This is a genomic window from Bacillus sp. JH7, from assembly GCF_001563515.1.
GTDB lineage: Bacteria > Bacillota > Bacilli > Bacillales > Bacillaceae_G > Bacillus_A > Bacillus_A cereus.
Map to the genome: position 1 here is coordinate 63,833 of NZ_LPUS01000033.1, position 26,220 is coordinate 90,052.

The window sequence follows — 26,220 nt, forward strand, 5'->3', positions numbered from 1 at the left end:
GAAATGGAGACTGTTACAGTAATTACAGAAAAAAAAGAAAAAAAGAGCAGAAGCGAATCGTCACCATGGCGACAAGCTTTTAAAAAGATAAAGAAAAATAAGATGGCACTTGTAGGGTTTTATGCATTAATTTTTATGTTTTTATTTTGTTTTATCGGTCCGTTCTTTTCTCCATATGCATCAGGGAAAATACAAGTTGCGCTCATTAACAAACCACCTAGTGTTTCTCATTGGCTTGGTACAGATCAATTAGGAAGAGATATTTTAACAAGGCTTATGCAGGCGGGACGTATTTCATTAACCATTGGTTTAGCTTCAATGGTTTTATCGGTTATACTTGGAGCTTTATTAGGAGCGATTGCAGGTTTTTATCGTGGTATTGTGGACAATATTATTATGCGGCTTGCAGATATTTTAATGTCAATGCCAGGATTACCGCTACTTATTATAATGGGTGCGATTTTATCAGAGTGGAAAGTACCGTCTGATTATCGTTTGTATGTCATTATGATTATTTTAAGTCTAGTAGGTTGGCCAGGGCTTGCACGCCTTGTAAGAGGGCAAATTTTATCACTTAGGGAGCAAGCATTTATGCAAGCTGCGGATGTGTTAGGAATAAAAGATTACCGGAAAATTATATATCACTTAATACCTAATGTTTTACCCATTTTAATTGTTGTATCCACATTAGGTGTTGCAGGTTCTATTTTGGGAGAATCCGCACTAAGTTACTTAGGTCTTGGAGTCGTTCCACCTACACCATCATGGGGGAACATGATTAGCGCAGCTAACTCATTAATCGATTTCCAAAAGCGTCCATGGTTATGGATTCCGCCCGGTTTTGCAATCTTTATAACAGTTGTATCAATTAATTTACTTGGTGATGCACTTCGTGATGCGTTAGATCCAAAGATGAGACGGTAGGTGAGAAGATATGAGTAAAGCGGTAGTAGAGCTGAAAGACTTACAAACACATTTTCAAACTGACGAGGGGACAGTAAAGGCTGTGAACCATGTTAGCTTTGCGGTTCGAGAAGGGGAAACAGTTTGTGTAGTAGGAGAATCAGGTTGCGGAAAGAGTGTAACAGCTTTATCTATTATGGGGCTTATTGCTGAATCTGGTAGTGTAGTGGGTGGAGACATTTTATATGAAGGAAAAAGTCTTTTAGGAATGAAAGAGAAAGAACTTCGTAGTTTACGAGGCAATGATATTGCAATGATTTTCCAAGAACCGATGACATCGCTAAACCCCGTCTTCACTGTAGGGGAGCAAATTGTAGAAACGTTAAGAGAGCATGAATTACTTAGTAAAAATGAAGCATATAAGAAGGCAATTGAGTTAATTCGTAAAGTTGGCATAGCCCGCGCTGATGAAATCGTCCATTCTTATCCGCATGAACTGAGCGGTGGGATGTTACAACGTATTATGATTGCTGTTGCGCTTAGTTGTAATCCTAAGTTATTAATTGCAGATGAACCAACAACAGCTCTTGATGTTACCATTCAGGCTCAAATATTGGATCTACTAAGACAAGTGAAAGAAGAATTTAAAACGTCGATTTTATTAATTACACATGACTTAGGTGTCGTAGCGGAAATGGCTGATTATGTTGTCGTTATGTATGGCGGGAAAGTTATTGAAGAAGCCCCAGTACTAGAGATATTCCAAAATCCAAAACATCCTTATACGAAAGGATTATTGAAATCAAAACCAGTAATGGGAAAACGAATAGATAAACTATATTCTATTCCAGGGCAAGTTCCGAATTTAGTTGGTTTAGGTGAATTTTGTTACTTTAGTGGGCGTTGTGAGCATTGTATGGAAATATGTGAAAAAGAAGCCCCAAATCTAAATGTAAATGATGAAAATCATAAAGTAGCTTGCTGGTTATATGAGGAGCGTGCGGAACAATGAGTGAACCATTATTAGAGGTGAAAAACCTAAAGGCATATTTTCCAATTAAGGGTGGCGTATTTAGTAGAACAATTGGGCATGTAAAAGCAGTTGATGGAGTAAGTTTTACTATTAATAAAGGTGAAGTGTTTGGTCTCGTTGGTGAATCAGGGAGCGGGAAAACAACAATAGGAAAAACAATTTTACGCCTCGTTCAAAAAACGGAGGGAGAAGTGAAGTTTAAAGGGAAAGATGTTCATTCTTTATCCAAGGATGAATTAAGAAAACATCGCCCTAATATGCAGCTCGTTTTCCAAGATCCATTTAGCTCATTAAATCCGAGAATGAGAATTGGAGAAGCGCTTGGAGAGCCAATGTTGGCCCACGGATTAGCAACGAAAGAAAATGTGCGTGAAAAGGTAATTGAAGTATTGGAGTTATGTGGATTAGCTCCTTATCATATTGACCGGTATCCCCATGAGTTTTCTGGTGGACAACGTCAGCGTATCGTAATCGCAAGAGCTATGGTATTAAATCCAGAATTCATTGTAGCTGATGAACCTGTAGCGGCACTAGATGTATCTATCCAAGCACAAATTATTAATTTATTTAGTGAGTTACAGGAGAAAAGGGGATTATCTTATTTATTCATTTCGCATGATTTAAGTGTAGTAGAACATTTATGTACGAAAATCGGAATTATGTATTTAGGTACGATTGTGGAGACAGCACCGCGTGATGAGTTGTTTACCAATCCGCTACATCCTTATACGAAAGCATTGTTATCAGCTGTTCCAATACCAGATCCAACAGTGAAGCGAGAACGAATTATACTAGAAGGGGATATTCCAAGTCCAGCAAATCCACCTTCGGGCTGTCGTTTTCATACACGTTGCCCATTTGCAACGGATGTTTGTAAAAAAACAGTACCAGAATTCCGTAATGTTGGTGTAGAGCATTTTGTTGCTTGTCATCACGTATAAAAAAGGACTCTTTCAAATTGAAAGAGTCCTTTTTTTATTTACTAGATGAAGTTTGTTTCAATACAAATTGCTCGATTGCGTGAGCAACACCATGTTCATTGTTTGTTAGTGTTACAACATCACATAGCTTTTTTACATCTTCTTCAGCGTTGCCCATTGCAACAGATAAGCCCGCTACTTCTAACATCGGTACATCATTAAAATTATCACCAATAGCAACTGTATCTTCAATAGGGATATTAAAATGAGCTGCCATCTGCTGTATCCCGTTTCCTTTATGTCCATTCTTATCCATAATTTCTAAGTTAGTAGGAGCCGATGCTGTAACCATAATATCAGCATCCTCTTGTAATATACTTAATAGCTGTGCGCGATGCGCTGCATTAAACGTTAAAATGAAGAATTTAGATATTTCTAGTTCTTGGTTATTTACAACATCTTCTATTTTTTTGAAATCAGTAATTAGGTTCGATTTCTTTTGCTTTTCTGTAATTCGTTCAAGTTCCTCTAATGTAACATCAAGCGCATGCTTATTTTCTTCGAATGCTTGCATCACTTGATCTTGCCATGTATATGGAGAATAAACTCCTTTATTTGTATATAGCTTATATGGGAAACCTTCAGATTCTAGTAATTTTGCAAGTTTGTACACTTTGTCGTTTTGTATACAACGCGAGTTAATTACTTTTCCATCCACATAAACAATAGCCCCATTGCTTGCTCCGACTGGAAGAGATAATTTATATTCTTCCAATAGCTTTAAAGCATCCTCTTTCGCACGACCAGAACAGATCATTACAATATGACCGGCTTCTTGTGCAGTTTGGATTGCTTGTAGGTTTTCTTTGGAGATTTCAAGATTAGATGATAGTAGTGTACCATCCATATCTAATGCGATTAATTTCAAAATGACCACCTCTTTGTTTTTATTATACATAGTTATATAGAGGAAACATATAAACTTATCTTGGAAAGACGGTATTTTATCTCATATTAAAAGTAAGTAAAGATTAGATAGGTTTAGTGGCGGTAAATAAACAATTTGTAACAAAAATAGAGAGGAATATGACTACATTTCACTTTATGACTGTAATGTTACACGAATGTTACAAACGTGAACTTAGTGAAAAACGCATTAAATAAAGGTTTTTGAGGGTTATTATAAAAAAACGTAAAAAAAGTGTAATAAATTTTACGTAATTATATTGCAACGTAATAATAGTTATGTTACATTAATGTTACAAACGTTACGTTATCAAATTTAATGTAACGTTAACATAAAAACTATGAAATAAACATTTCTTAGAAATTACATATAGATAACTTATAAAAAGGGAGGATAAATGATATGAAAGAGCAAGTATTACAAGTAACAAAAGGTGACTTCGTAGGATCAGCAAGTGGAGCAGTAGTATTAACAGCGTTAATCGTATTTCTATCAAGCGTATTAGTATAATAGAAGCTTTGTAACAAAAGAAAAAGAAGGGAGAATGAAAGATATGAAAGAGCAAGTATTACAAGTAACAAAAGGTGACTTCGTAGGATCAGCAAGTGGAGCGGTAGTATTAACAGCATTAATCGTATTTTTATCAAGCGTATTAGTATAATAGAAGTTTTGTAATAAAAGAAAAAGAGAGGAGAATGAAAGATATGAAAGAGCAAGTATTACAAGTAACAAAAGGTGACTTCGTAGGATCAGCAAGTGGAGCAGTAGTATTAACAGCGTTAATCGTATTTCTATCAAGCGTATTAGTATAATGGAAGCTTTGTAACAAAAGAAAAAAAGGAGGATAAATGATATGAAAGAGCAAGTATTACAAGTAACAAAAGGTGATTTCGTAGGATCAGCAAGTGGAGCGGTAGTATTAACAGCATTAATCGTATTTTTATCAAGTGTATTAGTATAATAGAAGTTTTAAATTAAACAAAAAAGGAAGGAGAATGAGGGATATGAACAGTGAACAAGTGTTTCAAGTAACAAAAACAGATTTATTAGGATCCTTAGGTGGAGCGGTAATATTAACATCATTTATTCTATTCCTTGCAAATGTATTAGTATGAGATATATAAATACAATCATTCAAAAAAAATAAAGACTCTAACGTATTAGTAAGTAGTTAATATGTTGGAGTCTTTTTTATATTCTTCTTATATACCCTCAAGTATTAAAGTTACCTCATTATCCAGCATTCATGGCTAATTAAACGCTGCGGTTGAAACTTGATTCAACGAATAATCAAAAATCCACTGAATAAAATCCCGCTTTATTTCAAAGAGAAAAAAGTCGAATTTTATATGTAAGAAAAAAAGAGGAATTTGACAGAAAAGATAGAAAATTTTAAAGGTCAGAATTTGTTAGCTTGCTAACTAATTTCTATTAATTAATGTTGGAAGCGTTTTCGGTTGGTTTTAAGTATGGACCATTTAATCTATTTACAGGGGGATGAAGATATTATGAAACAAAAATCTATGGATACGCTAGCTGCACAAATGGAGGACTTTTTTCCAGTACGTGATGTAGATCATTTGGAATTTTACGTAGGGAATGCAAAGCAATCGAGTTATTATCTTGCGAGAGCGTTCGGATTCAAAATTGTAGCTTACTCTGGATTAGAAACTGGAAACCGTGAAAAGGTATCTTATGTTCTTGTGCAAAAAAATATGCGTTTCGTTGTGTCTGGAGCTTTAAGTAGTGAAAATCGTATTGCAGAGTTTGTAAAGACTCATGGTGATGGCGTGAAGGATGTGGCACTACTTGTTGATGATGTTGATAAAGCATACTCAGAAGCAGTGAAACGTGGTGCTGTCGCAATTGCTCCACCGCAGGAATTAACAGATGAGGACGGTACATTGAAAAAAGCAGTTATTGGTACGTATGGTGATACAATTCATACGCTTGTAGAGCGTAAAAATTATAAAGGGGCATTTATGCCAGGATTCCAAAAGGTAGAATTTAATATTCCATTTGAGGAGTCTGGTTTAATTGCTGTTGATCATGTAGTTGGTAATGTTGAAAAAATGGAAGAGTGGGTTAGTTATTACGAGAATGTTATGGGCTTTAAACAAATGATTCATTTTGATGATGACGATATTAGTACAGAGTATTCGGCGTTAATGTCAAAAGTTATGACGAATGGAAGTCGTATTAAGTTTCCTATTAACGAACCAGCAGACGGAAAGAGAAAGTCACAAATTCAAGAGTATCTAGAATTCTATAATGGAGCTGGTGTACAACATCTTGCTTTATTAACAAGTGATATTGTTAAAACAGTTGAAGCGCTTCGTGCAAATGGGGTGGAGTTTTTAGATACACCTGATACTTATTACGATGAGCTAACTGCACGAGTTGGAAAAATCGATGAAGAAATTGATAAGTTAAAAGAATTAAAGATCTTAGTAGATCGTGATGATGAAGGTTACTTACTACAAATCTTTACGAAACCAATTGTAGATCGTCCGACTTTATTTATTGAAATCATTCAACGTAAAGGTTCTCGTGGATTTGGTGAAGGAAACTTTAAAGCGTTATTCGAATCAATTGAAAGAGAACAAGAGCGTCGCGGAAACTTATAAGATTTGTATCCACCAGCAAAAGTCCCTTTGCTGGTGGAAATTTCATTTTTATAAGGAGGAATCAGGATGAAATTTGTTACATTTTGTCTTCCTTCAAAAGAACTACGGGCTGGATGGCTTGAAGGTGACAAAGTAATAGATATGAATCTTGCTAGTGAAGGGAAAATCCCTTCTTCTATGATGGATTTTTTAGAGAAAGCGGATGAGTATGTAGAAGTAGTGCGGAATATTAAGAATCCAAATAAGGGTATATATGCTTTAGAAGAAGTACAATTGACAGCTGCTCTTCCTAATCCGAGTAGTATTCGAGATTTTTACGCATTTGAACAACATGTAAAAACAGCTCGTGGACGAAGAGGATTAGATGTTGTGCCTGAATGGTATGATATTCCGGTTTTTTATTTTACTAATCATCGTGCTGTAATTGGTTCCGGTGATTTTGTAATTGGTCCGAAAAAGTCTAAAAAGCTTGATTATGAGTTGGAGATTGCTTGCGTAATAGGAAGAGAAGGGCGAAATATTTCTCGAGAGCAAGCAGAGGAATATATTTTTGGTTATTGTATTATGAACGACTGGAGTGCGAGAGACTTACAAGCAACAGAAATGAAAGTAGGTCTCGGTCCAGCGAAAGGAAAAGACTTTGCAACTTCATTAGGAGCACATCTCGTTACGAAAGAGGAATTAGACGTTTATCGTAATGGTGATCGATATAATTTAGAAATGACTGCTCATGTAAATGGAAAACTATTATCAAAAGGAAACTTCCAAGATATTTACTATACATTTGCTGAAATGATTGAACGTGCTTCAGAGGACGTTACGTTATATCCAGGAGATGTGATTGGTTCTGGGACAGTAGGAACAGGATGTATTTTAGAACTGGGTACAGAAGAGTGGCTACAAGATGGAGATGTTGTAGAACTGTCGATTACTGGTTTAGGTACACTACGTAATACGATCAAAAAAGAAAAGGAAGCGGGTGATGGGCATGTTTTATCGTCACATGGGAGAACTACCTCATAAACGACATGTACAATTTCGTAAAAAAGATGGGTCGCTTTATCGTGAACAGGTAATGGGAACAAAAGGTTTTTCTGGTACGCAGTCTATTTTGTATCATCATTATATGCCAACAGAAGTAGGTCATTCTGCATTATCGCATTCTTGTCAGTTGCAGTATGAAGAGGATGTTGCTCTTTCTCATCGCCACTTTCGAACGAAAGAAAGTAAAAAAAGTGGTGATGCAATAAGTGGACGGAATTTCATACTTGGAAATGAAGATTTGTTAATTGGAGTAGTGAGTCCAACAGAAAAAATGGATTATTTCTATCGTAATGGTGATGGCGATGAAATGTTATTTGTTCATTATGGAACAGGGAAAATTGAAACGATGTTTGGAACGATTCACTATAGAAAAGGCGACTATGTAACGATTCCAATTGGAACGATTTATCGTGTTATTCCAGATGAAGGAGAGACTAAGTTTCTTGTTGTAGAGGCAAATAGCCAAATTACAACGCCGCGTCGTTATCGAAATGAATACGGACAATTGTTAGAGCATAGTCCGTTTTGTGAAAGAGATCTTCGTGGTCCAGAAAAATTAGAGACATATGATGAAAAAGGCGAGTTTGTCGTAATGACAAAATCAAGAGGCTATATGCATAAACATGTTTTAGGACACCACCCGTTAGATGTTGTTGGATGGGATGGCTATTTATATCCGTGGGTATTTAATGTAGAGGATTTTGAACCAATTACAGGGCGCATTCATCAGCCACCGCCAGTACATCAAACATTTGAAGGACATAATTTTGTTATTTGCTCTTTCGTACCACGTTTATACGATTATCATCCAGAGTCAATTCCAGCACCATATTATCATAGTAATGTTAATAGTGATGAAGTTCTTTACTATGTAGAAGGAAACTTTATGAGTCGCAAAGGTGTGGAAGAAGGTTCTATTACACTTCATCCGAGCGGGATTCCCCATGGACCGCATCCGGGGAAAACAGAGGCAAGTATAGGGAAGAAAGAGACGCTTGAATTAGCTGTTATGATAGACACATTCCGTCCGCTTCGTATTGTAAAACAAGCACATGAAACAGAAGATGAAAAGTATATGTATAGCTGGATTGAACAAGGTTCATATACTGTGAAATAAGTAAAAAAGGCATGCTCTCAATAAGGGGACATGCCTTTTTTACGGAATCGACATGTATAATAATATCAAAAAAATAATGGAAAGATATATAGAAAGAATAATAAGGATCGTGCATATTCAGAAGAATTTCTACTTGTTTCGACAAAAGTATTGACTAGGAAAAGCGTAATGAGTAAAATAAAAAAGCGAATTAAAAATTTTCAGAAAATTTAAAACTTGGAGGAGTGAAAGATGAAGCAAATTTTTCAAAAGAAGCCAATTGCAAAGTTAATGCATGAAAGTAAGCAAAAAACGTTAGCAAGAACATTGGGTGCGCTAGATTTAACTATGCTTGGAATCGGAGCAATTGTTGGAACTGGTATTTTTGTTCTAACGGGTGTTGTGGCAGCGAAACATTCTGGGCCAGCTATTATATTATCATTTGCGATTGCCGCGTTAGCTTGTGCCTTTGCTGCATTTTGTTATGCTGAATTTGCTTCTTCAGTTCCTGTCTCGGGCAGTGTGTATACGTATACATACGCGACGATGGGGGAAGTGTTCGCATTTTTAATTGGCTGGGACTTAATGCTTGAATATTTACTTGCTACATCTGCTGTAGCAAACGGTTGGTCTGCATATTTTCAATCTTTATTAAAGGGGTTTGGAATTCACATTCCGACTATTCTCTCCTCGGCTCCTGGTACAGGAAAGGGTGGAATAATTGATTTACCTGCAGTTCTAATTATTTTAGTGATGACAGTTCTTTTATCTAGGGGTGTTCGTGAAAGTGCACGAGTAAATAACATTATGGTATTTATTAAAATAGCAGTTGTTCTTATTTTTATCTTTGCTGGTTTTAATTATGTGAAACCTGAAAACTGGACGCCCTTTATGCCATTTGGTTTAGATGGTGTAATGGCTGGAGCGGCTACAGTATTCTTCGCATTTATAGGATTTGATGCAGTTTCAACAGCGGCAGAAGAAGTGAAACGTCCGCAACGTGATTTACCAATTGGTATTATTGCATCGTTATTAATTTGTACAGTTCTTTATATCGTTGTTTCGCTTATTTTGACAGGGATTGTTCCATACGGCCAGCTAAATATATCAGATCCAGTTGCTTTTGCACTTCAATTTATTGGACAAGATGGTTTAGCGGGGGTAATTTCAGTAGGAGCAATTACAGGAATTACAACAGTAATGCTAGTTATGATGTATGGGCAAGTTCGTGTTTCTTATGCGATGAGCCGAGATGGTTTACTGCCGAAGCGTCTTGCTAAAGTTCATCCGAAATTTAAAACGCCATTTTTAAATACATGGACAACGGGGATTATTGCGGCACTGATTTCAGGATTAATAGATTTAAATGTTTTAGCACATCTTGTAAATATGGGGACATTGTCAGCATTTGCACTCGTAGCTGTTGCGGTAATCGTAATGAGAAGAACTCATCCAGACTTACCAAGGGCATTTAAGGCTCCGCTTGTACCATTTTTACCAGCATTAACAGTGATTTTCTGTTTATACTTAATGCTTCAATTATCGGGGACAGCGTGGATTAGTTTTGGGATATGGATGGTTATTGGTATAGCGGTTTACTTCTTATATAGCCGAAAACATAGTGCTTTAAATAATAGTAAAAAAGATGAAGATGTTGCAAATTTATAAGCGAAAAAATCCATTCTAATTCTGTTAGAATGGATTTTTTATTTGAAAATTTACATTTTTCTGAACTTGTTATAAGATAATTGTTGGCTAACTAAAGGGGTGGAATGATGAAAAATACGTGGCGTGAGTTAAGGGAGATGGACCGTAACGTATGGATTCGATTTATTGGAGAGACGTTAAATGGAATTGCAATGATGATGTTAATGCCTTTTTTTGCATTATATTTAAAAGATAAGGTAGATTCGTTGTTGGAAGTTGGGGTTATTATGGCGCTTTCTCCAATTGCTGCAAGCTTTGGATCACTTATAGGAGGGAGAATTGCTGACATATATGGAAGAAAGCCTATTATGATATTTTCTATGGCAAGTAATGCATTATTAATGCTCGGTTTTCTATTTATAGAAGGATTTATTCCATATGCAATTTTATCTATTTTTTTAGGGTTGAGTAATTCTTTATTTCATCCAGCTGCATCAGCTATGGTCGCAGATGTAACGGCACCAGAAAAAAGAACAGAGGCATATGGTTTATTACGAATGGGACACAATATAGGTGCTGCGATTGGTCCGATAATGGGAGCATCAGTAGTTGTGTTGTCAAAGAACCTTGTGTTTATTATTGCCTCTTCTACAATGCTATTTTATGCGTTACTTGTATTACTTCTTATTCAAGAGACGATGCCAAAAAGGACAGATAGGGAAGAACATAAAGAAAAGGAATCTGGGGCAGTTTGGAAAATTGTAATGCGAGATAAGGCATTAATGATTTACTTATTAGCAGGTATTATTATTTCGATGGGGTTTTCTCAAACGGAAGGCATGTTGCCACTACATTTTGATAATGAAATGAAGCGTATTTTTGGAACGAATAATCCATATCCATATTTAATGGCGTTAAACGGATTATTAGTTGTTTTATTCCAGTTTCAAATTTCAAAATGGGCTACGGATAAACCAGTCGGGAAGACGATGTTATATGGTGCATGTTTATTCGGGATTGGATTATTTTTTATAGGGTGGTTACCGAAGTGGTTTGGAGAATTTAATACAAATGCTACAATTATTTTAATAACACTACTGTTCGTTTATGCTATATATACGTTAGGTGAAATGATTATGTCGCCTGTACAGATGACATTTGTAGCAAATTTGGCCCCTGAGCATTTGAGAGGGACTTATATGGGAGCTGCAAGTTTGCAGTGGATTACAGGAAGCGCATTTGGTCCACTTTTGGGAGGTTTTTTATTAGATCGATTACTTGGTCACTTTCTATTTACAATTTTAGCTGTAGGATGTGTAGTTGCAGGTATTGTATATGTTTCTTTAGATCGCCTTGTGGAGCAAAGGCAAAAAGAAACACTAACCAAACAATCTTCTTAGTGAATAGGTGACATACACAAAAAAGGGGATTTCTACATATTTTAGGTACATAACTAGATTAGATTGCCATTTTATTTTGTGTAGCTATATAGAAAATGAAATGAAAAACCAATAAGTGATGTTATTTAATTATTTATGGAAGTTACATTTTATTTCAAATAGGAACTACCTATTTTTATAAAAAGTGCTAAAATAGAAAAATGAAAACAATTGGTTAGGGTGATTTCATTGACGAAAATTAAATTAGGTTTATTATATGGTGGAAAATCAGCTGAGCATCAAGTTTCGCTACAGACGGCTCTTGCTGCTATTAAAGCGTTAAATCAAGATAAATTCGAGATTCATCCAATTTATATTACAGAACAAGGTCAATGGGTACGCGGTGAGCGTATTGAAGGCGAAGTAACAGATGTTGAAGCTTTAAAAATGAGCGGTGCAGAAAATGCGATTTCTCCGTTATCATTAAGTACAGAAATTATCCCATCTGCAGCTTCTGAGGAGAATGCTATTGACGTTATTTTCCCATTACTACATGGACCAAACGGTGAAGATGGAACGGTTCAAGGACTATTAGAATTAATGAATATCCCTTATGTAGGAAATGGTGTTCTAGCATCATCTGCTGGTATGGATAAAGTTGTTATGAAAAACATCTTTGCAGAGGCTGGTTTAAAACAAGCAAAATATGCATCCTTCATTCGTAGTGCATGGGAAAAAAATCGTGAGGAAGCTTATTCTAAAGTAGAAGATAAGTTAGGATATCCTTGCTTCGTAAAACCAGCGAACCTTGGTTCAAGTGTTGGTATTAATAAGTGTAAAAATCGTGAAGAACTTGAGGATGCATTTGTAGAGGCATTCCAATTTGATCGCAAAATTATTGTAGAAGAAAATATTGTAGGTCGTGAAGTAGAAGTTGGGGTACTAGGTAATGATGAGCCGAAATGTTCAGTTGTAGGTGAAATCGTTCCGAAAAAGGACTTCTATGATTATAAGTCGAAATATATCGATGGTGATACGGCGCTAATTATTCCAGCTGAAATGACAGAAGAAGAATCTAATGTAATTAAGCGTGATGCAATTATTGCATTCCAATCATTAGACGGTGCAGGTTTAACGCGAGCTGATTTCTTCTTAACGAAAGATGGAGAAGTGTATATTAACGAAGTAAACACAATGCCAGGATTTACACCGTTCAGTATGTTCCCTCTATTATGGCAACATACTGGGTTACCGTATCCAGAATTAATCGAAGAGCTAATTCGTTTAGCGATTGAACGTCACGAAGAAAAACAAAAAATTAAATATACAATCTAACAAAAAAGGAGGAAGCACTATTCGTAGGAATAGTGCTTCCTCTATGTAAGGAGCGTTTCTATATGATAAAGCGAATGTTAAAGCAAGTGGAACAGATGGTAAATGGTACTGGATTAGCAGAGCAATATGAGGGAATTACTATTCAAGGCGTGTCTATTGATACAAGAAAAATTGAAAAAGGAAACTTATATGTTCCGATTCAAGGGGAGCGCTTTGATGGACATGCTTTTGTAGATAAAGCTGTTGAAAATGGAGCTGTGGCTACATTATGGATGAAAGATGTAGCGAATCCACCTGAGAATCTTCCGGTTATTTTTGTGGAAGACACGCTATCGGCATTGCAAATGTTAGCGAAAAACTATCGCGATCAATTGGATGTTAAAGTTGTAGGTGTAACGGGTAGTAACGGTAAGACATCTACGAAAGATATTGTAACAAGTCTTCTTGCGACTAAATTCAAAGTGCAAAAAACAGAAGGGAACTTCAATAACCATATCGGATTACCTCTTACCATTTTAAACTTAGAAGAAAATACAGAAGTAGCAGTATTAGAGATGGGTATGTCAAGCCGAGGCGAAATTGAATTCTTATCTAAGTTAGCTCGTCCTAATGCAGCTATCATTACGAATATTGGTGAGGCACATTTAATGGATTTAGGGTCTCGTGAGGCAATTGCTGAAGCGAAATTAGAAATTGTTACAGGGTTACAAGAAGGTGGCGTGTTCGTATATAACGGAGATGAGCCTTTATTAACGAATCGTGTTCCTGAAATGAATTTAGCAGCAGAAACGGTTACGTTTGGTGATGCAAGAGCAAACGATTATTATCCAACGACTGTAACATTACAAGCAACTGGGACACATTTCAAAATGAATAGAGATGAAAATATTTCATTCTACTTACCTGTGTTAGGAAAACATAATGTGTATAATACACTTGCTTCAATGGCAATTGCGAAACATTTTGGTGTAACGTGGGAAGAGATGAAAGAAGGTTTAGTAACACTTCAAATGACGGGCATGCGTATGGAAATTGTGAAAACAAATAGTGGTTTAACAATTATCAACGATGCTTATAATGCAAGTCCGACGGCTATGGAAGCAGCATTCCATTTAATGAATGGTTTAGATGGTTTTGCTAAAAAAATCGTTGTGCTCGGTGATATGTTAGAACTTGGAGATCAAGAAGTACAGTTCCATTATGAGGTAGGAAAATTAATCGATCCAGCAAAAATCTCGTATGTATTCACATACGGTAGATTAGGGGCTCAAATTGCTGAAGGAGCGAAAATTAATTTCCCTAATGAACGTGTAAAGGCGTATGATAATAAAGAAGAGTTAGTAAAAGATTTACAAGCAGTAGTCGATGTGAAAGATGTTGTATTAATAAAAGCATCTCGCGGTATGAAATTAGAAGAAGTAATTACGATGTTGAAATAATTGGTGTATATAAATAGGGATGATAGTTACGAAAATAGAAGAAACTTATAATAAGCGCTTACAGTAAATATAAAAAAATAAAAGTGAAGAAAAAAACTCTGAATATGAAAATAAGGTAACAGTTGGGTTTGCTTTTTACACATACAAAACTTATAATTGATAAAGTGTAATAACGTTTAGAAGTATTTTCGTGAAGAATATACGCCCGTTTATATACGTGAGCATTCAGGAAAAGGGCTTTTCCGCAAATTCGGAAAACGCCTTTTTTTAAATGATAAGTATAGGATAGAAAAGGAGAAGTAACATTGACAACATTTCGAGAATTAGGATTAAGTGATTCTTTACTGCAATCTGTTGAAAGTATGGGCTTTGAAGAGGCTACACCAATTCAAGCTGAAACAATTCCACATGCATTGCAAGGTAAAGATATTATTGGGCAAGCGCAAACAGGTACAGGGAAAACAGCAGCATTCGGATTACCACTACTAGATAAAGTGGATACACATAAAGAATCGGTTCAAGGTATTGTTATCGCGCCAACGCGTGAATTAGCAATTCAAGTTGGAGAAGAATTATACAAAATTGGTAAGCATAAACGTGTTCGTATTTTACCAATTTATGGTGGTCAAGATATTAACCGCCAAATTCGTGCTCTAAAAAAACACCCACACATTATTGTTGGTACGCCGGGTCGTATTTTAGATCATATTAACCGTAAAACACTTCGTCTGCAAAACGTAGAGACAGTTGTTCTTGACGAAGCGGATGAAATGTTAAACATGGGCTTCATTGAAGACATTGAAGCAATTTTAACAGATGTGCCAGAAACACATCAAACATTACTATTCTCAGCGACAATGCCGGATCCAATCCGCCGTATTGCTGAGCGTTTCATGACTGAGCCTCAACACATTAAAGTAAAAGCAAAAGAAGTAACAATGCCAAACATTCAGCAGTTCTATTTAGAAGTGCAAGAAAAGAAAAAGTTTGACGTGTTAACACGCTTATTAGATATTCAATCTCCAGAGCTTGCAATCGTATTCGGTCGTACAAAGCGTCGTGTTGATGAATTATCAGAAGCATTAAACTTACGTGGTTATGCTGCAGAAGGTATTCACGGTGATTTAACTCAGGCGAAACGTATGTCTGTATTACGTAAATTTAAAGAAGGTTCTATTGAAGTTCTTGTTGCAACAGACGTTGCTGCACGTGGTCTTGATATTTCAGGCGTAACGCACGTATATAACTTCGATATTCCACAAGATCCAGAATCATACGTTCACCGTATCGGTCGTACTGGTCGTGCAGGTAAAAAAGGTATTGCAATGCTATTTGTAACACCACGTGAATCAGGACAATTAAAAAATATCGAGCGTACAACAAAACGTAAAATGGACCGCATGGATGCACCGACACTTGACGAGGCATTAGAAGGTCAACAACGTTTAATCGCTGAAAAGCTTCAAAGCACAATTGAAAATGAAAACTTAGCATACTACAAGCGTATTGCAGAAGAAATGTTAGAAGAAAATGACTCTGTAACAGTAGTAGCTGCTGCTTTAAAAATGATGACTAAAGAGCCGGATACAACTCCGATCGCTTTAACATCAGAACCACCTGTTGTTTCAAGAGGCGGCGGTTCTAAAAAACGCGGCGGTAACGGAGGCGGATACCGTGATGGTAACCGTAATCGTAGTCGTGATGCACGCGGCGGTGGCGATGGACGTAATCGTGACCGTAACCGTGATGGACGTAATCGTGACGGAAACCGTGATCGCAATCGTGATGGTAACCGCGATCGTAATCGTGATGGTGGTAGTCGTGGTCGTAGAGGTGAAGGCCAAGGGCGCCCTGGTTCTTCAAATGGACGCGGCGAAAGAAAACATCATAGCCGTCCACAAGCTTAATAAAAAAAAGAGAATGCCCTTTGCGGGCATTCTCTTTTTTTTATTTCTATAATTGTGCATACTACATAATAGTTATGATAGAAAAGGGGCTGTTATATGCTTGTAAGGCTTGGTTACGTTGCGATGAGTGTACATTTGAAGAATGCATCTCCATCTCAAACGATGACGTATGCACAGTTTCAGAAATTAGATGATCGTGCTGCTGCAATTCGTAAACTTGAAAGAATTGCTAATTCCAATTTAGAAAATTGTTTACGTTTATTAAAGCATAATAAAGGGCATGACATATCTTTCTTTCGGCTCAGTTCAAAGCTCATTCCTTTAGCGAATCATGAGGAATTGCTAGAGTGGAACTATATTCGTCCTTTAAAAGAAAATTTAAAAAAACTAGGTGAATATGCAGTTCATATGAATATGAGAATTGATTTCCATCCAGATCATTTTGTTGTACTAAATTCACCTGAGGAGAGTGTTTTTAAACAATCTGTAAAAACATTGCAGATGCACAAAAAATTATTAAAAGGTATGGGGATTGAACATAAGCAACGATGTGTACTGCATGTTGGAGGAGGATATAAAGATAAAGAACTTGCATTAGAGCGCTTTATAGAGAATTGGTCGAATGTCCCAAGGGGTATTCAAGAAATGATTATATTAGAAAATGATGATACAACCTTTACGTTAGAGGAAACATTATATTTAGGAGAAAAATTAGATATTCCCGTCGTATTTGACTTGCATCACCATATGATGAATAATGAGCAAGAAGATTGGTATGAAGACTGGGCACGTGTCGTTCATACGTGGGAAACGTCTTTGTTGCCGGTTAAAATGCATATCTCTAGCCCTAGAGAGGGAAAAGATCCAAGAGCTCATGCAGATTATATTAATGTAGAGGCATTTTTATCTTTTTTAAGAAGGATAAAGGGAAGTGTTCCGCAAATTGATTGTATGATTGAGGCGAAGATGAAGGATGAGTCTTTATTTCAATTAATGAGAGATTTAAGTGAACAAGTAGATGTAGAAATTATCGATGGTGCAAGCTTTTATATTAAATAAGCTTTGCACCATCGTTTTTTTTGGTTAAAAAAGGGGTTAAAATGCCACCGGTTATTAAACCTGTTAAATGACTGATCGGATTGGCAGAAGGGTTAAAGAAAGTAAATAGCAGTAATAGAAGAATCATAATTGAGAAAATGGCAATTTCTTTTGGTTTTGAAGAGCGGTATCGATTGTACAATAAAAATAACTGTGCACCTAATAGTCCGAAAATACCACCTGATGCACCTGCGTGAATATATTCAAGCGGCATAATAATATAAGAAGAAATATTTCCAGAAATTCCAGAGAGAAAAAATAGAATAAAAAAAGAAAAGTGTCCGAGTTGTTTTTCGATAGAAGAACCAAGAGCAAACAAAAAAATACTATTAGAAAGAAAATGTTGTAAGTCTACGTGTACGAGAAGAGAAGTTATGACACGCCACCATTCTCCTTTAGCGATATATTCATTAGAGGCTGCCAGTGGCAAGAGAAAAAAGTCGCCTAATATCATCATGACTAAATGAATAAGAAGTAAGGTAAGAATAGTCGGTTGTAAAGAAATATGAGTGGATCTTATTAGCATACGGTTACTTTCACCCCTTTTGCATCAGAAAGATTCTCTGTTATTCTTATCAATATGAAAGAAGAAAGTTAAATAGAAGAAGGGGATTTCGAAATGATTATAGGGATTGGTATCGATATTATTGAATTAAATCGTATTGAAAAAATGCTAGATGGAAAGCTTAAATTTATGGAACGTATTTTAACGGAAAATGAACGTAATGTTGCTATGGAGCTGAAAGGAAGTCGCCTTACAGAGTTTGTAGCTGGAAGGTTTGCAGCGAAAGAGGCGTATTCAAAAGCTGTAGGTACTGGTATCGGAAAAGAAGTGAGTTTTTTAGATATTGAAGTGAAAAATGATGAAAGAGGTAAGCCAATTCTGATTACAAGTACAGAGTATATTGTTCATTTATCAATTAGTCATAGTAAGGAATTTGCTGTTGCTCAAGTTGTTTTAGAAAGCTCGTCACGCTAGTCTGCATATTTTATATCTTTGTCTCATATATTTGAGGTAGCGATAAGGAAGGTACATCTTCCATTCATTTATAGGGGCAAAGGGGCTGAATTGATGAAAAGGCGTCTGTTTTTAGTTCTTGTCGGTTTGTTGACCGTTTTTGTGTTGGCGGGTTGTATGGAAAAGAAGCAAGATGATGTCGTGAGAGATTTAGAATCAAAAGTAAAAGGGATGAAAAGTTATCAAGCTGAGGCAAAATTATCTATTAAAACAGGCAATGAGCCTCAAGAGTATAACGTAGAGATTTGGCATAAGGAACCGTCTTTTTATCGTGTGAATTTAAAAAATGCAAAAAAAGATCAGAGCCAAATTATTTTGAGAAATGAAGAAGGTGTATTTGTATTAACGCCAGCACTTAATAAGAGCTTCCGTTTTCAAAGTGATTGGCCGCAAAATAGTAGCCAGGCTTATTTATATGAATCACTTGTAAGAGATATTTTGCAGGACAAGAAAAACCTTACTTTTGAGAAAACAGATAAGTATTATATTTTTAAAACAAAAACAAACTATCAACATCAAAATATGTTGCCGAGACAAGAGATTACATTGAATAAGAGCGACTTGACTCCAGTTTCAGTGAAGTTAATGGATAATGATCAAAATGTTCTTGTGAAAGTAGATTTCTCTAAAGTGAAATTCGATGCGAAATTTGATAAAGGTGCATTTGATACGAAACAAAATATGTCTAGAGCACAGGTAGATGTTCAAACAACAGCGAAAGAAGACAAACCGTTTGCTATTTTGTATCCACTTGATACACCACAAGGTATGACTCTGCAAGATGAAAAAGAGTTGAAGACAGACAGTGGCAAGCGTGCGATACTCACATACACTGGAAATAAGAAATCCTTTACTTTAATACAAGAAAAGGCAAAAGTTGCAGAGGCATCATCAGCGGTAAGTGTAAGTGGAGAACCAGTTGATCTTGGGTTTACGATTGGTGCATTAACGAAAGACTCTGTAACGTGGTCGCATAACGGAGTAGAATATATGCTCGTGTCTAAAGGTTTAGAGCCGAAGGAGCTGTTAATGGTTGCTCGTTCAGTTACAGCGAAGCAGGTGAAGTAAACTTCTTAGACGTGGTGATATATGTGCACCACGTCTTTTCTTAGTTTGAAGGTGGATTTCATAAAAGAAGCATATAAAAGAATAAGCTTCGCATATCGTGTATAAGGAAGTGTATTTATGGAAGAAGCACCATTTTACCGTGACACTTGGGTGGAAGTGGATTTAGATGCCATTTATAACAACGTTACACATATTAAAGAGTTCATCCCAAGTAATGTAGAGATTTTTGCTGTAGTTAAAGCAAACGCATATGGGCACGATTATGTACCGGTGGCTAAAACGGCATTAGAAGCAGGTGCAACAAGGTTAGCTGTTGCTTTTTTAGATGAAGCTTTAGTGCTTCGGAGGGCTGGTATTACTGAACCGATTTTAGTGTTAGGTCCCTCGCCGCCGCGTGATGTAAATGTAGCTGCTGAAAATGATGTAGCGCTAACTGTTTTTCAAAAAGAATGGGTGGAAGAAGCAATTAAACTTTGGGATGGTTCATCTGTAATGAAATTCCATATTAACTTTGATAGTGGTATGGGGAGAATTGGAATACGTGAAAGAAAAGAGCTAAAAGAATTTTTAAAGAGTTTAGAGGGTGCACCGTTTTTAGAGTTAGAAGGAGTATACACGCATTTTGCAACGGCAGATGAGGTTGAGACTTCGTATTTTGATAAGCAATATAACACGTTCTTGGAGCAGTTAAGTTGGTTGAAAGAATTCGGAGTGGATCCTAAGTTTGTTCATACAGCTAATAGTGCTGCGACGTTACGTTTTCAAGGGATTACATTTAATGCAGTGCGAATTGGGATTGCAATGTATGGATTATCTCCTTCTGTAGAAATACGTCCTTTTTTACCATTTGAATTAGAACCGGCGCTATCACTTCATACGAAAGTCGCTCATATTAAACAGGTAATTAAAGGTGATGGAATTAGTTATAACGTCACCTATCGAACGAAAACTGAAGAATGGATTGCGACTGTAGCGATTGGCTATGCAGATGGGTGGCTTAGAAGGTTACAAGGATTTGAAGTGCTTATAAATGGTAAAAGGGTACCGATTGTAGGGCGAGTAACAATGGATCAGTTCATGATTCATCTTCCTTGTGAAGTGCCACTTGGTACGAAAGTTACGCTTATTGGAAGGCAAGGAGATGAGTATATTAGCGCTACAGAGGTTGCGGAATACTCAGGGACTATTAATTATGAAATTATTGCAACGATCAGTTTCCGTGTGCCAAGAATATTTATACGGAATGGTAAGGTTGTAGAGATAATTAATTACTTGAACAATATATAGAAGGTAGTATGATTGCTTCTTGTCATTGGAGTGACTGTTCATTGCTGGATAATAAGCTCTTTTTGATGAGAAGCTTTTTACTTATAATCATTTTTTATATAAGTTGCACGTAAGTTTTGAAGAGGGGTTCTATTGTTTTGAGTTAGTTATGAGATAAAAAATTTAAGAAGATGAATGTTTTGTTTGTGAATTGGAAAACATAAGCAAGGAATAAGGAAGTCTTTGCAACAGGCTCCATACAATGGTATTATTACAATAGGTGTCATATATATATTTGGGTGTGTAGTTGACGGTGGAGGTGTATTTTTGTGTCCGAATCAAGTGTAACTACTGAAATCGTGGTTCGGTTGCCAAAGCAAATGGTAACGGAATTGGACGGAATTGGAAAACAAGAGAATAAGAATCGCCATGAACTAATTTGCCAGGCAACACAATTGTTATTGCGTCAACATAAGACGAAGAAACGCTACCAACATGAATCAATGCGACGTGGGTACATTGAAATGGGAAAAATTAATCTTGGTATTGCATCTGAAGCTTTCTTAGCAGAGTATGAAGCAGCTCATACAGTAGAACGCTTAGTTAGCGGGGGGTAATATTTTGATTGTAAAACGCGGCGACGTGTATTTTGCAGACCTTTCCCCAGTTGTTGGTTCTGAGCAAGGAGGCGTTCGTCCGGTTCTTGTCATTCAAAATGACATCGGAAATCGTTTTAGTCCAACGGTGATTGTAGCGGCTATTACTGCACAGATTCAAAAAGCGAAATTACCCACTCATGTGGAAATTGATGCGAAAAAGTATGGTTTTGAGAGAGATTCTGTTATTTTACTTGAGCAGATTCGAACAATCGATAAGCAACGCTTAACGGACAAAATCACTCATTTGGATGAAGTGATGATGAGTCGTGTAGATGAAGCGTTACAAATTAGTTTAGGACTAATAGATTTTTAAATCGGCAGTTTAAGTTGCTCTCTTTGAAGGGCAACTTTTTTTATTATAGAGGAGGTTACGGTTGTATATGGAAATGGTAGATAATCGACAAGCGTTAATGAAAATGTTAGTGAAAGAATTAGGCTTTACCGAAAAGCAAGTTCGTCATGTTATTCAATTAACAGAAGAAGGTAACACAGTTCCATTTATTGCTCGTTACCGAAAAGAATGGACAGGCTCTTTAGATGAGGTGCAAATTCGTACGATTTTAGAGAGATGGCAATATATGATGCAACTTGAAGATAGGAAGGAAGAAGTTCTTCGTCTTATTGATGAGAAGGGGAAACTGACAGAAGAGCTACGACAGCAAATTGTTAAAGCTACAAAGTTGCAAGAAGTAGAAGATCTATATCGTCCATATAAAGAGAAAAGAAGAACGAAAGCGACAATCGCTAAAGAAAGAGGATTAGAACCATTAGCTGAATGGTTATTGTTATATAAGAAAGAAGATCCGGCTAAAAAGGCAGTGGAATTTATTAATATAGAGAAAGAAGTGCAATCTGCAGAAGAAGCTTTACAAGGTGCACAAGACATTATTGCAGAAATGGTTTCAGATGAAGCTGCGTATCGTAGTTGGATTCGAAATGTTACTTTTAGAAAAGGTGTTATGTCTTCGTCCGTGAAAGATGAAGAAAAAGATGAAAAGAATATATATGAAATGTATTACAGTTATGAAGAACCATTGCAAAAAGTAGTACCACATCGTGTATTAGCAATGAATCGTGGCGAGAAAGAAGATATATTGAGAGTTGCTGTTGTTCCGCCAGTAGATGAGATAGTAACTTTCTTAAATAAGAAAGTAATTCGTGATAACGATTCGAAAAGTGCACATTATGTACAATTAGCGATTGAAGATGGTTATAAACGATTAATTCAATCTTCAATCGAAAGAGAAATTCGTAAAGAATTAACAGAAACAGCTGAAGAACAAGCGATACATATTTTCTCTGAGAACTTACGTAACTTATTATTACAACCTCCGATGAAAGGGAAAGTCGTGCTAGCGGTAGATCCGGCATATAGAACTGGTTGTAAATTGTCTGTAGTAGATGATACGGGGAAAGTACTACATATCGATGTTATTTATCCGCATCCACCTGTTCGTAAATATGATGATGCAAAAACGAAAGTTCTTTCTATTATAGATAAATATCAAGTTGAAATGATTGCAATTGGTAACGGGACAGCATCTAGAGAAACAGAAGAGTTTATAGTAGATGTATTACAAAGTGTGAACCGAGATGTCTTTTATATTATTGTAAATGAAGCGGGTGCTAGTGTATATTCAGCTTCTGATTTAGCTCGTGAGGAATTCCCAAATTTACAAGTTGAAGAGAGAAGTGCCGTTTCTATTGGAAGACGTCTGCAAGATCCACTTGCTGAACTTGTGAAAATTGATCCTAAATCAGTTGGGGTTGGACAATACCAACATGATGTATCTCAAAAGAGACTGAATGAGTCATTAACATTTGTAGTAGAAACAGCTGTTAACCAAGTTGGGGTTAATGTAAATACGGCTTCGGTTGCATTGTTACAATATGTTTCAGGTTTATCGAAAACTGTTGCGAAAAATATTGTGGCAAAGAGAGAAGAAGATGGGAAATTCACAAAGCGCACGGAATTAAAGAAAATCCCGCGTTTAGGTGCAAAGACGTATGAACAATGTATAGGTTTCTTACGTATACTAGAAGGAGCGAATCCATTAGATCGAACAGGTATTCATCCGGAGCAATATAAAAATGTTGAATTGTTATTGAAGAGTCTAGGGTTATCGATAGATGACGTAGGACAACCGCAATTACAAAAGAGATTGGAAGAAGTAGAGATTTCTAAGTTATCTCAAGAAACAGGAGTTGGGGAGCCGACGTTAGTTGATATTATAGATGCGCTTATTAGTCCAGAAAGAGATATGAGGGATGAGTTGCCTAAACCACTTCTGAAAAAAGGGATTTTGAAATTAGAAGATTTAAAACGTGGTATGGAACTAGAAGGAACAGTTCGTAACGTTGTTGATTTTGGTGCTTTTGTTGATGTTGGCGTAAAGCAAGATGGTTTAGTACATATTTCTAAACTTAGCAAACAGTTTGTAAAGCATCCGTTAGATGTTGTGTCAGTAGGGCAAATTGTAAAAGTATGGGTAGATGATATTGATACAAAAAAAGGACGCGTTGCACTATCTATGTTGCCGATTGAATAGTAAGAGAAGAGAGCAGACGAAACTGCTCTTTTTTTATGGAATAAAAAGTGTAATGGATTATGAGCTTTGATGTATTTTGCTATAATAAAACCAGCATTCATTTAATAATTTAATTTGATACCGGTTTTTTTCGAAATATGCACGTTGCATTTGTTTTTTTAGCCACGTAGGCATAGGAATCCCTCCTTGTTTAATCCTGCTCTCAAAAATCTAAAATGCTATTGATGAGAGGTTGGTGAGTGGATTTCTATTCATGTTTTGTTTTTAGAAACCACGTTTCTTACATGAGGATGGGTATATGTACTATTTAATATATGTATAAGAAGGGAGAAAAGTGTAAAAATATTTTTTTGTTTAGGAGGAATGAGAGTGGATGAGCAAGAAATTCAGCGACTAGTGGAAGAAGTGTCACTACAATACTTTGAGGTACCGTTCTTACATAAAGCAGTGTTTAATAATAGATTACGTACAACTGGTGGGCGTTATTTATTAAAGAGTCATAATATCGAACTGAATTATCGATATTACGAAGTGTATGGTGAAGAAGAGTTAGTCGGGATTATTAAACATGAGCTTTGTCATTATCACTTACATATTGCAGGAAGAGGGTATAAGCACAGGGACAGGGAATTTCGTGAGTTGTTAAAGAAAGTTGATGCACCACGTTTTTGTAAACAAATGATTAATGAAGAGAAGGAAAAAAAGATTTATAAGTATGAATGTATGGAGTGTTCACTTCAATATGTAAGAAGGCGTCAAATAAATACAAAAAGATATGTCTGTGGAAAGTGTAAAGGGAAACTCAAACCGATATCGAAAACATCTTGACAGTAAAAACGCAATCCAGTATATTATAAACATGTCACGTTTGAACAAGATGTTGTTAAAAACTTCTTGACTTACAGAGAGAATTTTTATAAGATACAAATTGTCTTCATTATTCCGCAGTAGCTCAGTGGTAGAGCTATCGGCTGTTAACCGATCGGTCGTAGGTTCGAGTCCTACCTGCGGAGCCATACAGAGAAGTACCCAAGTGGCTCAAGGGGCTCCCCTGCTAAGGGAGTAGATCGCTAACGCGGTGCGAGGGTTCGAATCCCTTCTTCTCTGCCATACATATTGGCCCGTTGGTCAAGTGGTTAAGACACCGCCCTTTCACGGCGGTAACACGGGTTCGAATCCCGTACGGGTCACCACTTTTGGAGGATTAGCTCAGCTGGGAGAGCACCTGCCTTACAAGCAGGGGGTCGGCGGTTCGATCCCGTCATCCTCCACCATATAATTTTATATGAATAGTATTGTCGCGGGGTGGAGCAGCACGGTAGCTCGTCGGGCTCATAACCCGAAGGTCGCAGGTTCAAATCCTGTCCCCGCAACCAAATGGTCCCGTGGTGTAGTGGTTAACATGCCTGCCTGTCACGCAGGAGATCGCCGGTTCGACCCCGGTCGGGACCGCCATTTTAACTTCTGCTATATAGCAGTTGTTTTTTATTGGACATTATGGTACAATAACATTTGTCTTTGAAAAGAAGATAATTATTTCGATGGGCTATAGCCAAGCGGTAAGGCAACGGACTTTGACTCCGTCATGCGCTGGTTCGAATCCAGCTAGCCCAGCCATTTACGAGCCATTAGCTCAGTTGGTAGAGCATCTGACTTTTAATCAGAGGGTCGAAGGTTCGAGTCCTTCATGGCTCACTTTTGTTTTTTCCGCGCGGTCGTGGCGGAACGGCAGACGCGCTAGGTTGAGGGCCTAGTGGGGGAAACCCCGTGGAGGTTCAAGTCCTCTCGGCCGCATCAAAAAAATCTTAAAAAGTACTTGCATTTGAAAATGTAGTATGATAAGATAATTGAGTCGCCAAATTACAACGACGAAAAAACATCATGAATAAGCGCCCGTAGCTCAATTGGATAGAGCGTTTGACTACGGATCAAGAGGTTAGGGGTTCGACTCCTCTCGGGCGCGCCAATTACGGGAAGTGGCTCAGCTTGGTAGAGCACCTGGTTTGGGACCAGGGGGTCGCAGGTTCAAATCCTGTCTTCCCGACCACGCGGGTGTAGTTTAGTGGTAAAACAAGAGCCTTCCAAGCTCTGGTCGAGAGTTCGATTCTCTTCACCCGCTTTTAGTTCTTTGAAAACTGAACGAAACAAACAACGTGAAACGTCAATTTTTATTTTAGATGCTAGACAAACTAACTTTATTGGAGAGTTTGATCCTGGCTCAGGATGAACGCTGGCGGCGTGCCTAATACATGCAAGTCGAGCGAA

27 protein-coding genes, 12 tRNA genes and 1 rRNA gene are annotated in these 26,220 nt (G+C 36.9%); 37 read left to right on the forward strand and 3 right to left on the reverse strand.

All coding sequences use genetic code 11. The annotated features are described in order from the left end of the window. Positions 1–3 precede the first annotated feature (3 nt). Genes opp4C through AU379_RS27300 form a run of 3 tightly spaced genes read left to right on the forward strand, consistent with a single transcriptional unit; the run spans position 4 to position 2,877 of the window. A complete protein-coding gene (gene opp4C, locus AU379_RS27290) occupies positions 4–924 on the forward strand; it encodes an oligopeptide ABC transporter permease (protein ID WP_000451080.1) in 921 nt (306 codons plus the stop codon). A gap of 10 nt (positions 925–934) precedes the next feature. Next, positions 935–1,915 carry an ABC transporter ATP-binding protein gene (locus tag AU379_RS27295; protein ID WP_000030767.1) on the forward strand — a complete coding sequence of 327 codons (981 nt, stop codon included), beginning with the start codon at positions 935–937 and terminating at the stop codon, positions 1,913–1,915. Next, positions 1,912–2,877 carry an ABC transporter ATP-binding protein gene (locus AU379_RS27300; protein WP_001294486.1) on the forward strand — a complete coding sequence of 322 codons (966 nt, stop codon included), beginning with the start codon at positions 1,912–1,914 and terminating at the stop codon, positions 2,875–2,877. The genes AU379_RS27295 and AU379_RS27300 overlap by 4 nt, the downstream gene beginning before the upstream one ends. A gap of 34 nt (positions 2,878–2,911) precedes the next feature. Here AU379_RS27300 and AU379_RS27305 read toward each other — a convergent pair whose 3' ends face one another. Beyond that, on the reverse strand, positions 2,912–3,784 hold the full coding sequence (locus AU379_RS27305; RefSeq protein ID WP_000766421.1) for a Cof-type HAD-IIB family hydrolase: 873 nt from the start codon (positions 3,782–3,784) through the stop codon (positions 2,912–2,914). Between the two features lie 432 nt (positions 3,785–4,216). Between AU379_RS27305 and AU379_RS27310 the strand changes: the two genes are divergently transcribed. From AU379_RS27310 to uvsE, 14 genes are all read left to right on the forward strand, one after another. Then, positions 4,217–4,333, forward strand: coding sequence for a DUF3948 family protein (locus AU379_RS27310; RefSeq protein ID WP_025988984.1), 117 nt, complete (start codon positions 4,217–4,219; stop codon positions 4,331–4,333). 34 nt (positions 4,334–4,367) lie between these two features. After that, complete coding sequence (locus AU379_RS27315; RefSeq protein ID WP_000654250.1) at positions 4,368–4,484, forward strand: DUF3948 family protein; 117 nt, start codon at positions 4,368–4,370, stop codon at positions 4,482–4,484. Between the two features lie 34 nt (positions 4,485–4,518). Beyond that, positions 4,519–4,635 carry a DUF3948 family protein gene (locus AU379_RS27320; protein ID WP_000654250.1) on the forward strand — a complete coding sequence of 39 codons (117 nt, stop codon included), beginning with the start codon at positions 4,519–4,521 and terminating at the stop codon, positions 4,633–4,635. A gap of 32 nt (positions 4,636–4,667) precedes the next feature. Further along, the gene (locus AU379_RS27325; RefSeq protein WP_025988984.1) at positions 4,668–4,784 is read left to right on the forward strand and encodes a DUF3948 family protein; all 117 of its coding nucleotides are present in this window, start codon (positions 4,668–4,670) and stop codon (positions 4,782–4,784) included. A gap of 43 nt (positions 4,785–4,827) precedes the next feature. Then, positions 4,828–4,938, forward strand: coding sequence for a DUF3948 family protein (locus tag AU379_RS27330; protein WP_001083690.1), 111 nt, complete (start codon positions 4,828–4,830; stop codon positions 4,936–4,938). Between the two features lie 393 nt (positions 4,939–5,331). Beyond that, entirely contained in the window at positions 5,332–6,450 is a 1,119-nt protein-coding gene (gene hppD / locus AU379_RS27335; protein WP_000810922.1) for a 4-hydroxyphenylpyruvate dioxygenase, read from the forward strand. A gap of 66 nt (positions 6,451–6,516) precedes the next feature. Beyond that, entirely contained in the window at positions 6,517–7,473 is a 957-nt protein-coding gene (locus tag AU379_RS27340; RefSeq protein ID WP_000673989.1) for a fumarylacetoacetate hydrolase family protein, read from the forward strand. Beyond that, positions 7,439–8,611, forward strand: coding sequence for a homogentisate 1,2-dioxygenase (locus AU379_RS27345; RefSeq protein WP_013141710.1), 1,173 nt, complete (start codon positions 7,439–7,441; stop codon positions 8,609–8,611). The genes AU379_RS27340 and AU379_RS27345 overlap by 35 nt, the downstream gene beginning before the upstream one ends. A 231-nt stretch (positions 8,612–8,842) precedes the next feature. Continuing rightward, positions 8,843–10,258 carry an amino acid permease gene (locus tag AU379_RS27350; protein ID WP_030029850.1) on the forward strand — a complete coding sequence of 472 codons (1,416 nt, stop codon included), beginning with the start codon at positions 8,843–8,845 and terminating at the stop codon, positions 10,256–10,258. A 107-nt stretch (positions 10,259–10,365) separates the two neighbouring features. After that, positions 10,366–11,637, forward strand: a complete 1,272-nt coding sequence (locus AU379_RS27355) for an MFS transporter (RefSeq protein ID WP_000799725.1) — start codon at positions 10,366–10,368, stop codon at positions 11,635–11,637. A 228-nt stretch (positions 11,638–11,865) separates the two neighbouring features. After that, positions 11,866–12,951 (forward strand): D-alanine--D-alanine ligase, encoded by a 1,086-nt coding sequence (locus AU379_RS27360; RefSeq protein WP_000161427.1) that lies wholly within the window; start codon positions 11,866–11,868, stop codon positions 12,949–12,951. Positions 12,952–13,013: 62 nt separating this feature from the next. Then, positions 13,014–14,390, forward strand: a complete 1,377-nt coding sequence (gene murF / locus AU379_RS27365) for a UDP-N-acetylmuramoyl-tripeptide--D-alanyl-D-alanine ligase (RefSeq protein WP_000595962.1) — start codon at positions 13,014–13,016, stop codon at positions 14,388–14,390. Between the two features lie 305 nt (positions 14,391–14,695). Beyond that, positions 14,696–16,297: a DEAD/DEAH box helicase gene (locus AU379_RS27370; protein WP_000206585.1), complete on the forward strand. Its 1,602-nt coding sequence runs from the start codon at positions 14,696–14,698 to the stop codon at positions 16,295–16,297. A gap of 96 nt (positions 16,298–16,393) precedes the next feature. Then, positions 16,394–17,356, forward strand: a complete 963-nt coding sequence (uvsE, locus tag AU379_RS27375; RefSeq protein WP_000961161.1) for a UV DNA damage repair endonuclease UvsE — start codon at positions 16,394–16,396, stop codon at positions 17,354–17,356. Here the strand turns inward: uvsE and AU379_RS27380 are convergent. After that, positions 17,349–17,921 (reverse strand): rhomboid family intramembrane serine protease, encoded by a 573-nt coding sequence (locus AU379_RS27380; protein WP_000908523.1) that lies wholly within the window; start codon positions 17,919–17,921, stop codon positions 17,349–17,351. The genes uvsE and AU379_RS27380 overlap by 8 nt on opposite strands. 93 nt (positions 17,922–18,014) lie before the next feature. Between AU379_RS27380 and acpS the strand changes: the two genes are divergently transcribed. The 6 genes from acpS (at position 18,015) to AU379_RS27410 (ending at position 23,955) form a co-directional block, all read left to right on the forward strand. After that, entirely contained in the window at positions 18,015–18,374 is a 360-nt protein-coding gene (acpS, locus tag AU379_RS27385; protein WP_000583417.1) for a holo-ACP synthase, read from the forward strand. A 156-nt stretch (positions 18,375–18,530) separates the two neighbouring features. Then, entirely contained in the window at positions 18,531–19,481 is a 951-nt protein-coding gene (locus AU379_RS27390; RefSeq protein WP_002004297.1) for an outer membrane lipoprotein carrier protein LolA, read from the forward strand. A gap of 117 nt (positions 19,482–19,598) precedes the next feature. After that, a complete protein-coding gene (gene alr / locus AU379_RS27395; protein ID WP_000390617.1) occupies positions 19,599–20,768 on the forward strand; it encodes an alanine racemase in 1,170 nt (389 codons plus the stop codon). Positions 20,769–21,076: 308 nt separating this feature from the next. Beyond that, the gene (locus tag AU379_RS27400; protein ID WP_000004570.1) at positions 21,077–21,364 is read left to right on the forward strand and encodes an antitoxin EndoAI; all 288 of its coding nucleotides are present in this window, start codon (positions 21,077–21,079) and stop codon (positions 21,362–21,364) included. Positions 21,365–21,368: 4 nt separating this feature from the next. Continuing rightward, on the forward strand, positions 21,369–21,719 hold the full coding sequence (ndoA, locus tag AU379_RS27405) for a type II toxin-antitoxin system endoribonuclease NdoA (RefSeq protein ID WP_000635965.1): 351 nt from the start codon (positions 21,369–21,371) through the stop codon (positions 21,717–21,719). Positions 21,720–21,786: 67 nt separating this feature from the next. Continuing rightward, positions 21,787–23,955 carry a Tex family protein gene (locus AU379_RS27410; RefSeq protein WP_061140076.1) on the forward strand — a complete coding sequence of 723 codons (2,169 nt, stop codon included), beginning with the start codon at positions 21,787–21,789 and terminating at the stop codon, positions 23,953–23,955. 57 nt (positions 23,956–24,012) lie between these two features. Here the strand turns inward: AU379_RS27410 and cmpA are convergent, their stop codons facing one another. Continuing rightward, on the reverse strand, positions 24,013–24,129 hold the full coding sequence (cmpA, locus tag AU379_RS30160) for a cortex morphogenetic protein CmpA (RefSeq protein ID WP_001143642.1): 117 nt from the start codon (positions 24,127–24,129) through the stop codon (positions 24,013–24,015). Positions 24,130–24,324: 195 nt separating this feature from the next. On the opposite strand from cmpA, the gene AU379_RS27415 reads away from it, so the two are divergent. The 14 genes from AU379_RS27415 to AU379_RS27480 all read left to right on the forward strand — a co-directional run. Beyond that, entirely contained in the window at positions 24,325–24,783 is a 459-nt protein-coding gene (locus AU379_RS27415; RefSeq protein WP_000344242.1) for a SprT family protein, read from the forward strand. Positions 24,784–24,896: 113 nt separating this feature from the next. Further along, a tRNA-Asn gene (locus tag AU379_RS27420) sits at positions 24,897–24,971 on the forward strand. 3 nt (positions 24,972–24,974) lie between these two features. Further along, a tRNA-Ser gene (locus tag AU379_RS27425) sits at positions 24,975–25,065 on the forward strand. An 8-nt stretch (positions 25,066–25,073) separates the two neighbouring features. Continuing rightward, positions 25,074–25,148: transfer RNA gene (locus AU379_RS27430), tRNA-Glu, on the forward strand. Positions 25,149–25,153: 5 nt separating this feature from the next. Continuing rightward, positions 25,154–25,229: transfer RNA gene (locus tag AU379_RS27435), tRNA-Val, on the forward strand. Positions 25,230–25,254: 25 nt separating this feature from the next. Next, positions 25,255–25,331, forward strand: a tRNA-Met gene (locus AU379_RS27440). 3 nt (positions 25,332–25,334) lie between these two features. Continuing rightward, positions 25,335–25,410, forward strand: a tRNA-Asp gene (locus AU379_RS27445). 87 nt (positions 25,411–25,497) lie between these two features. Beyond that, a tRNA-Gln gene (locus AU379_RS27450) sits at positions 25,498–25,572 on the forward strand. Between the two features lie 5 nt (positions 25,573–25,577). Then, positions 25,578–25,650 (forward strand) — tRNA-Lys (locus tag AU379_RS27455). Between the two features lie 16 nt (positions 25,651–25,666). Then, positions 25,667–25,749, forward strand: a tRNA-Leu gene (locus AU379_RS27460). Between the two features lie 95 nt (positions 25,750–25,844). Continuing rightward, a tRNA-Arg gene (locus AU379_RS27465) sits at positions 25,845–25,921 on the forward strand. Between the two features lie 4 nt (positions 25,922–25,925). Next, positions 25,926–26,002: transfer RNA gene (locus tag AU379_RS27470), tRNA-Pro, on the forward strand. Position 26,003: 1 nt separating this feature from the next. Beyond that, positions 26,004–26,074: transfer RNA gene (locus AU379_RS27475), tRNA-Gly, on the forward strand. Between the two features lie 76 nt (positions 26,075–26,150). Next, positions 26,151–26,220: ribosomal RNA gene (locus tag AU379_RS27480) — 16S ribosomal RNA — on the forward strand; the annotation flags it as partial.

What these genes read in the sequence shown, in the direction of transcription:
- opp4C (WP_000451080.1), top strand. Translation starts at nt 4, where the DNA reads ATGGAGACTGTTACAGTAATTACAGAAAAAAAAGAAAAAAAGAGCAGA.
- uvsE (WP_000961161.1), top strand. Translation starts at nt 16,394, where the DNA reads ATGCTTGTAAGGCTTGGTTACGTTGCGATGAGTGTACATTTGAAGAAT.
- AU379_RS27320 (WP_000654250.1), top strand. Translation starts at nt 4,519, where the DNA reads ATGAAAGATATGAAAGAGCAAGTATTACAAGTAACAAAAGGTGACTTC.
- AU379_RS27390 (WP_002004297.1), top strand. Translation starts at nt 18,531, where the DNA reads ATGGAAAAGAAGCAAGATGATGTCGTGAGAGATTTAGAATCAAAAGTA.
- AU379_RS27315 (WP_000654250.1), top strand. Translation starts at nt 4,368, where the DNA reads ATGAAAGATATGAAAGAGCAAGTATTACAAGTAACAAAAGGTGACTTC.
- AU379_RS27380 (WP_000908523.1), bottom strand. Translation starts at nt 17,921, where the DNA reads ATGCTAATAAGATCCACTCATATTTCTTTACAACCGACTATTCTTACC.
- AU379_RS27300 (WP_001294486.1), top strand. Translation starts at nt 1,912, where the DNA reads ATGAGTGAACCATTATTAGAGGTGAAAAACCTAAAGGCATATTTTCCA.
- hppD (WP_000810922.1), top strand. Translation starts at nt 5,332, where the DNA reads ATGAAACAAAAATCTATGGATACGCTAGCTGCACAAATGGAGGACTTT.
- murF (WP_000595962.1), top strand. Translation starts at nt 13,014, where the DNA reads ATGATAAAGCGAATGTTAAAGCAAGTGGAACAGATGGTAAATGGTACT.
- AU379_RS27295 (WP_000030767.1), top strand. Translation starts at nt 935, where the DNA reads ATGAGTAAAGCGGTAGTAGAGCTGAAAGACTTACAAACACATTTTCAA.
- cmpA (WP_001143642.1), bottom strand. Translation starts at nt 24,129, where the DNA reads ATGCCTACGTGGCTAAAAAAACAAATGCAACGTGCATATTTCGAAAAA.
- AU379_RS27340 (WP_000673989.1), top strand. Translation starts at nt 6,517, where the DNA reads ATGAAATTTGTTACATTTTGTCTTCCTTCAAAAGAACTACGGGCTGGA.
- AU379_RS27410 (WP_061140076.1), top strand. Translation starts at nt 21,787, where the DNA reads ATGGAAATGGTAGATAATCGACAAGCGTTAATGAAAATGTTAGTGAAA.
- AU379_RS27345 (WP_013141710.1), top strand. Translation starts at nt 7,439, where the DNA reads ATGTTTTATCGTCACATGGGAGAACTACCTCATAAACGACATGTACAA.
- AU379_RS27330 (WP_001083690.1), top strand. Translation starts at nt 4,828, where the DNA reads ATGAACAGTGAACAAGTGTTTCAAGTAACAAAAACAGATTTATTAGGA.
- alr (WP_000390617.1), top strand. Translation starts at nt 19,599, where the DNA reads ATGGAAGAAGCACCATTTTACCGTGACACTTGGGTGGAAGTGGATTTA.
- AU379_RS27355 (WP_000799725.1), top strand. Translation starts at nt 10,366, where the DNA reads ATGAAAAATACGTGGCGTGAGTTAAGGGAGATGGACCGTAACGTATGG.
- acpS (WP_000583417.1), top strand. Translation starts at nt 18,015, where the DNA reads ATGATTATAGGGATTGGTATCGATATTATTGAATTAAATCGTATTGAA.
- AU379_RS27350 (WP_030029850.1), top strand. Translation starts at nt 8,843, where the DNA reads ATGAAGCAAATTTTTCAAAAGAAGCCAATTGCAAAGTTAATGCATGAA.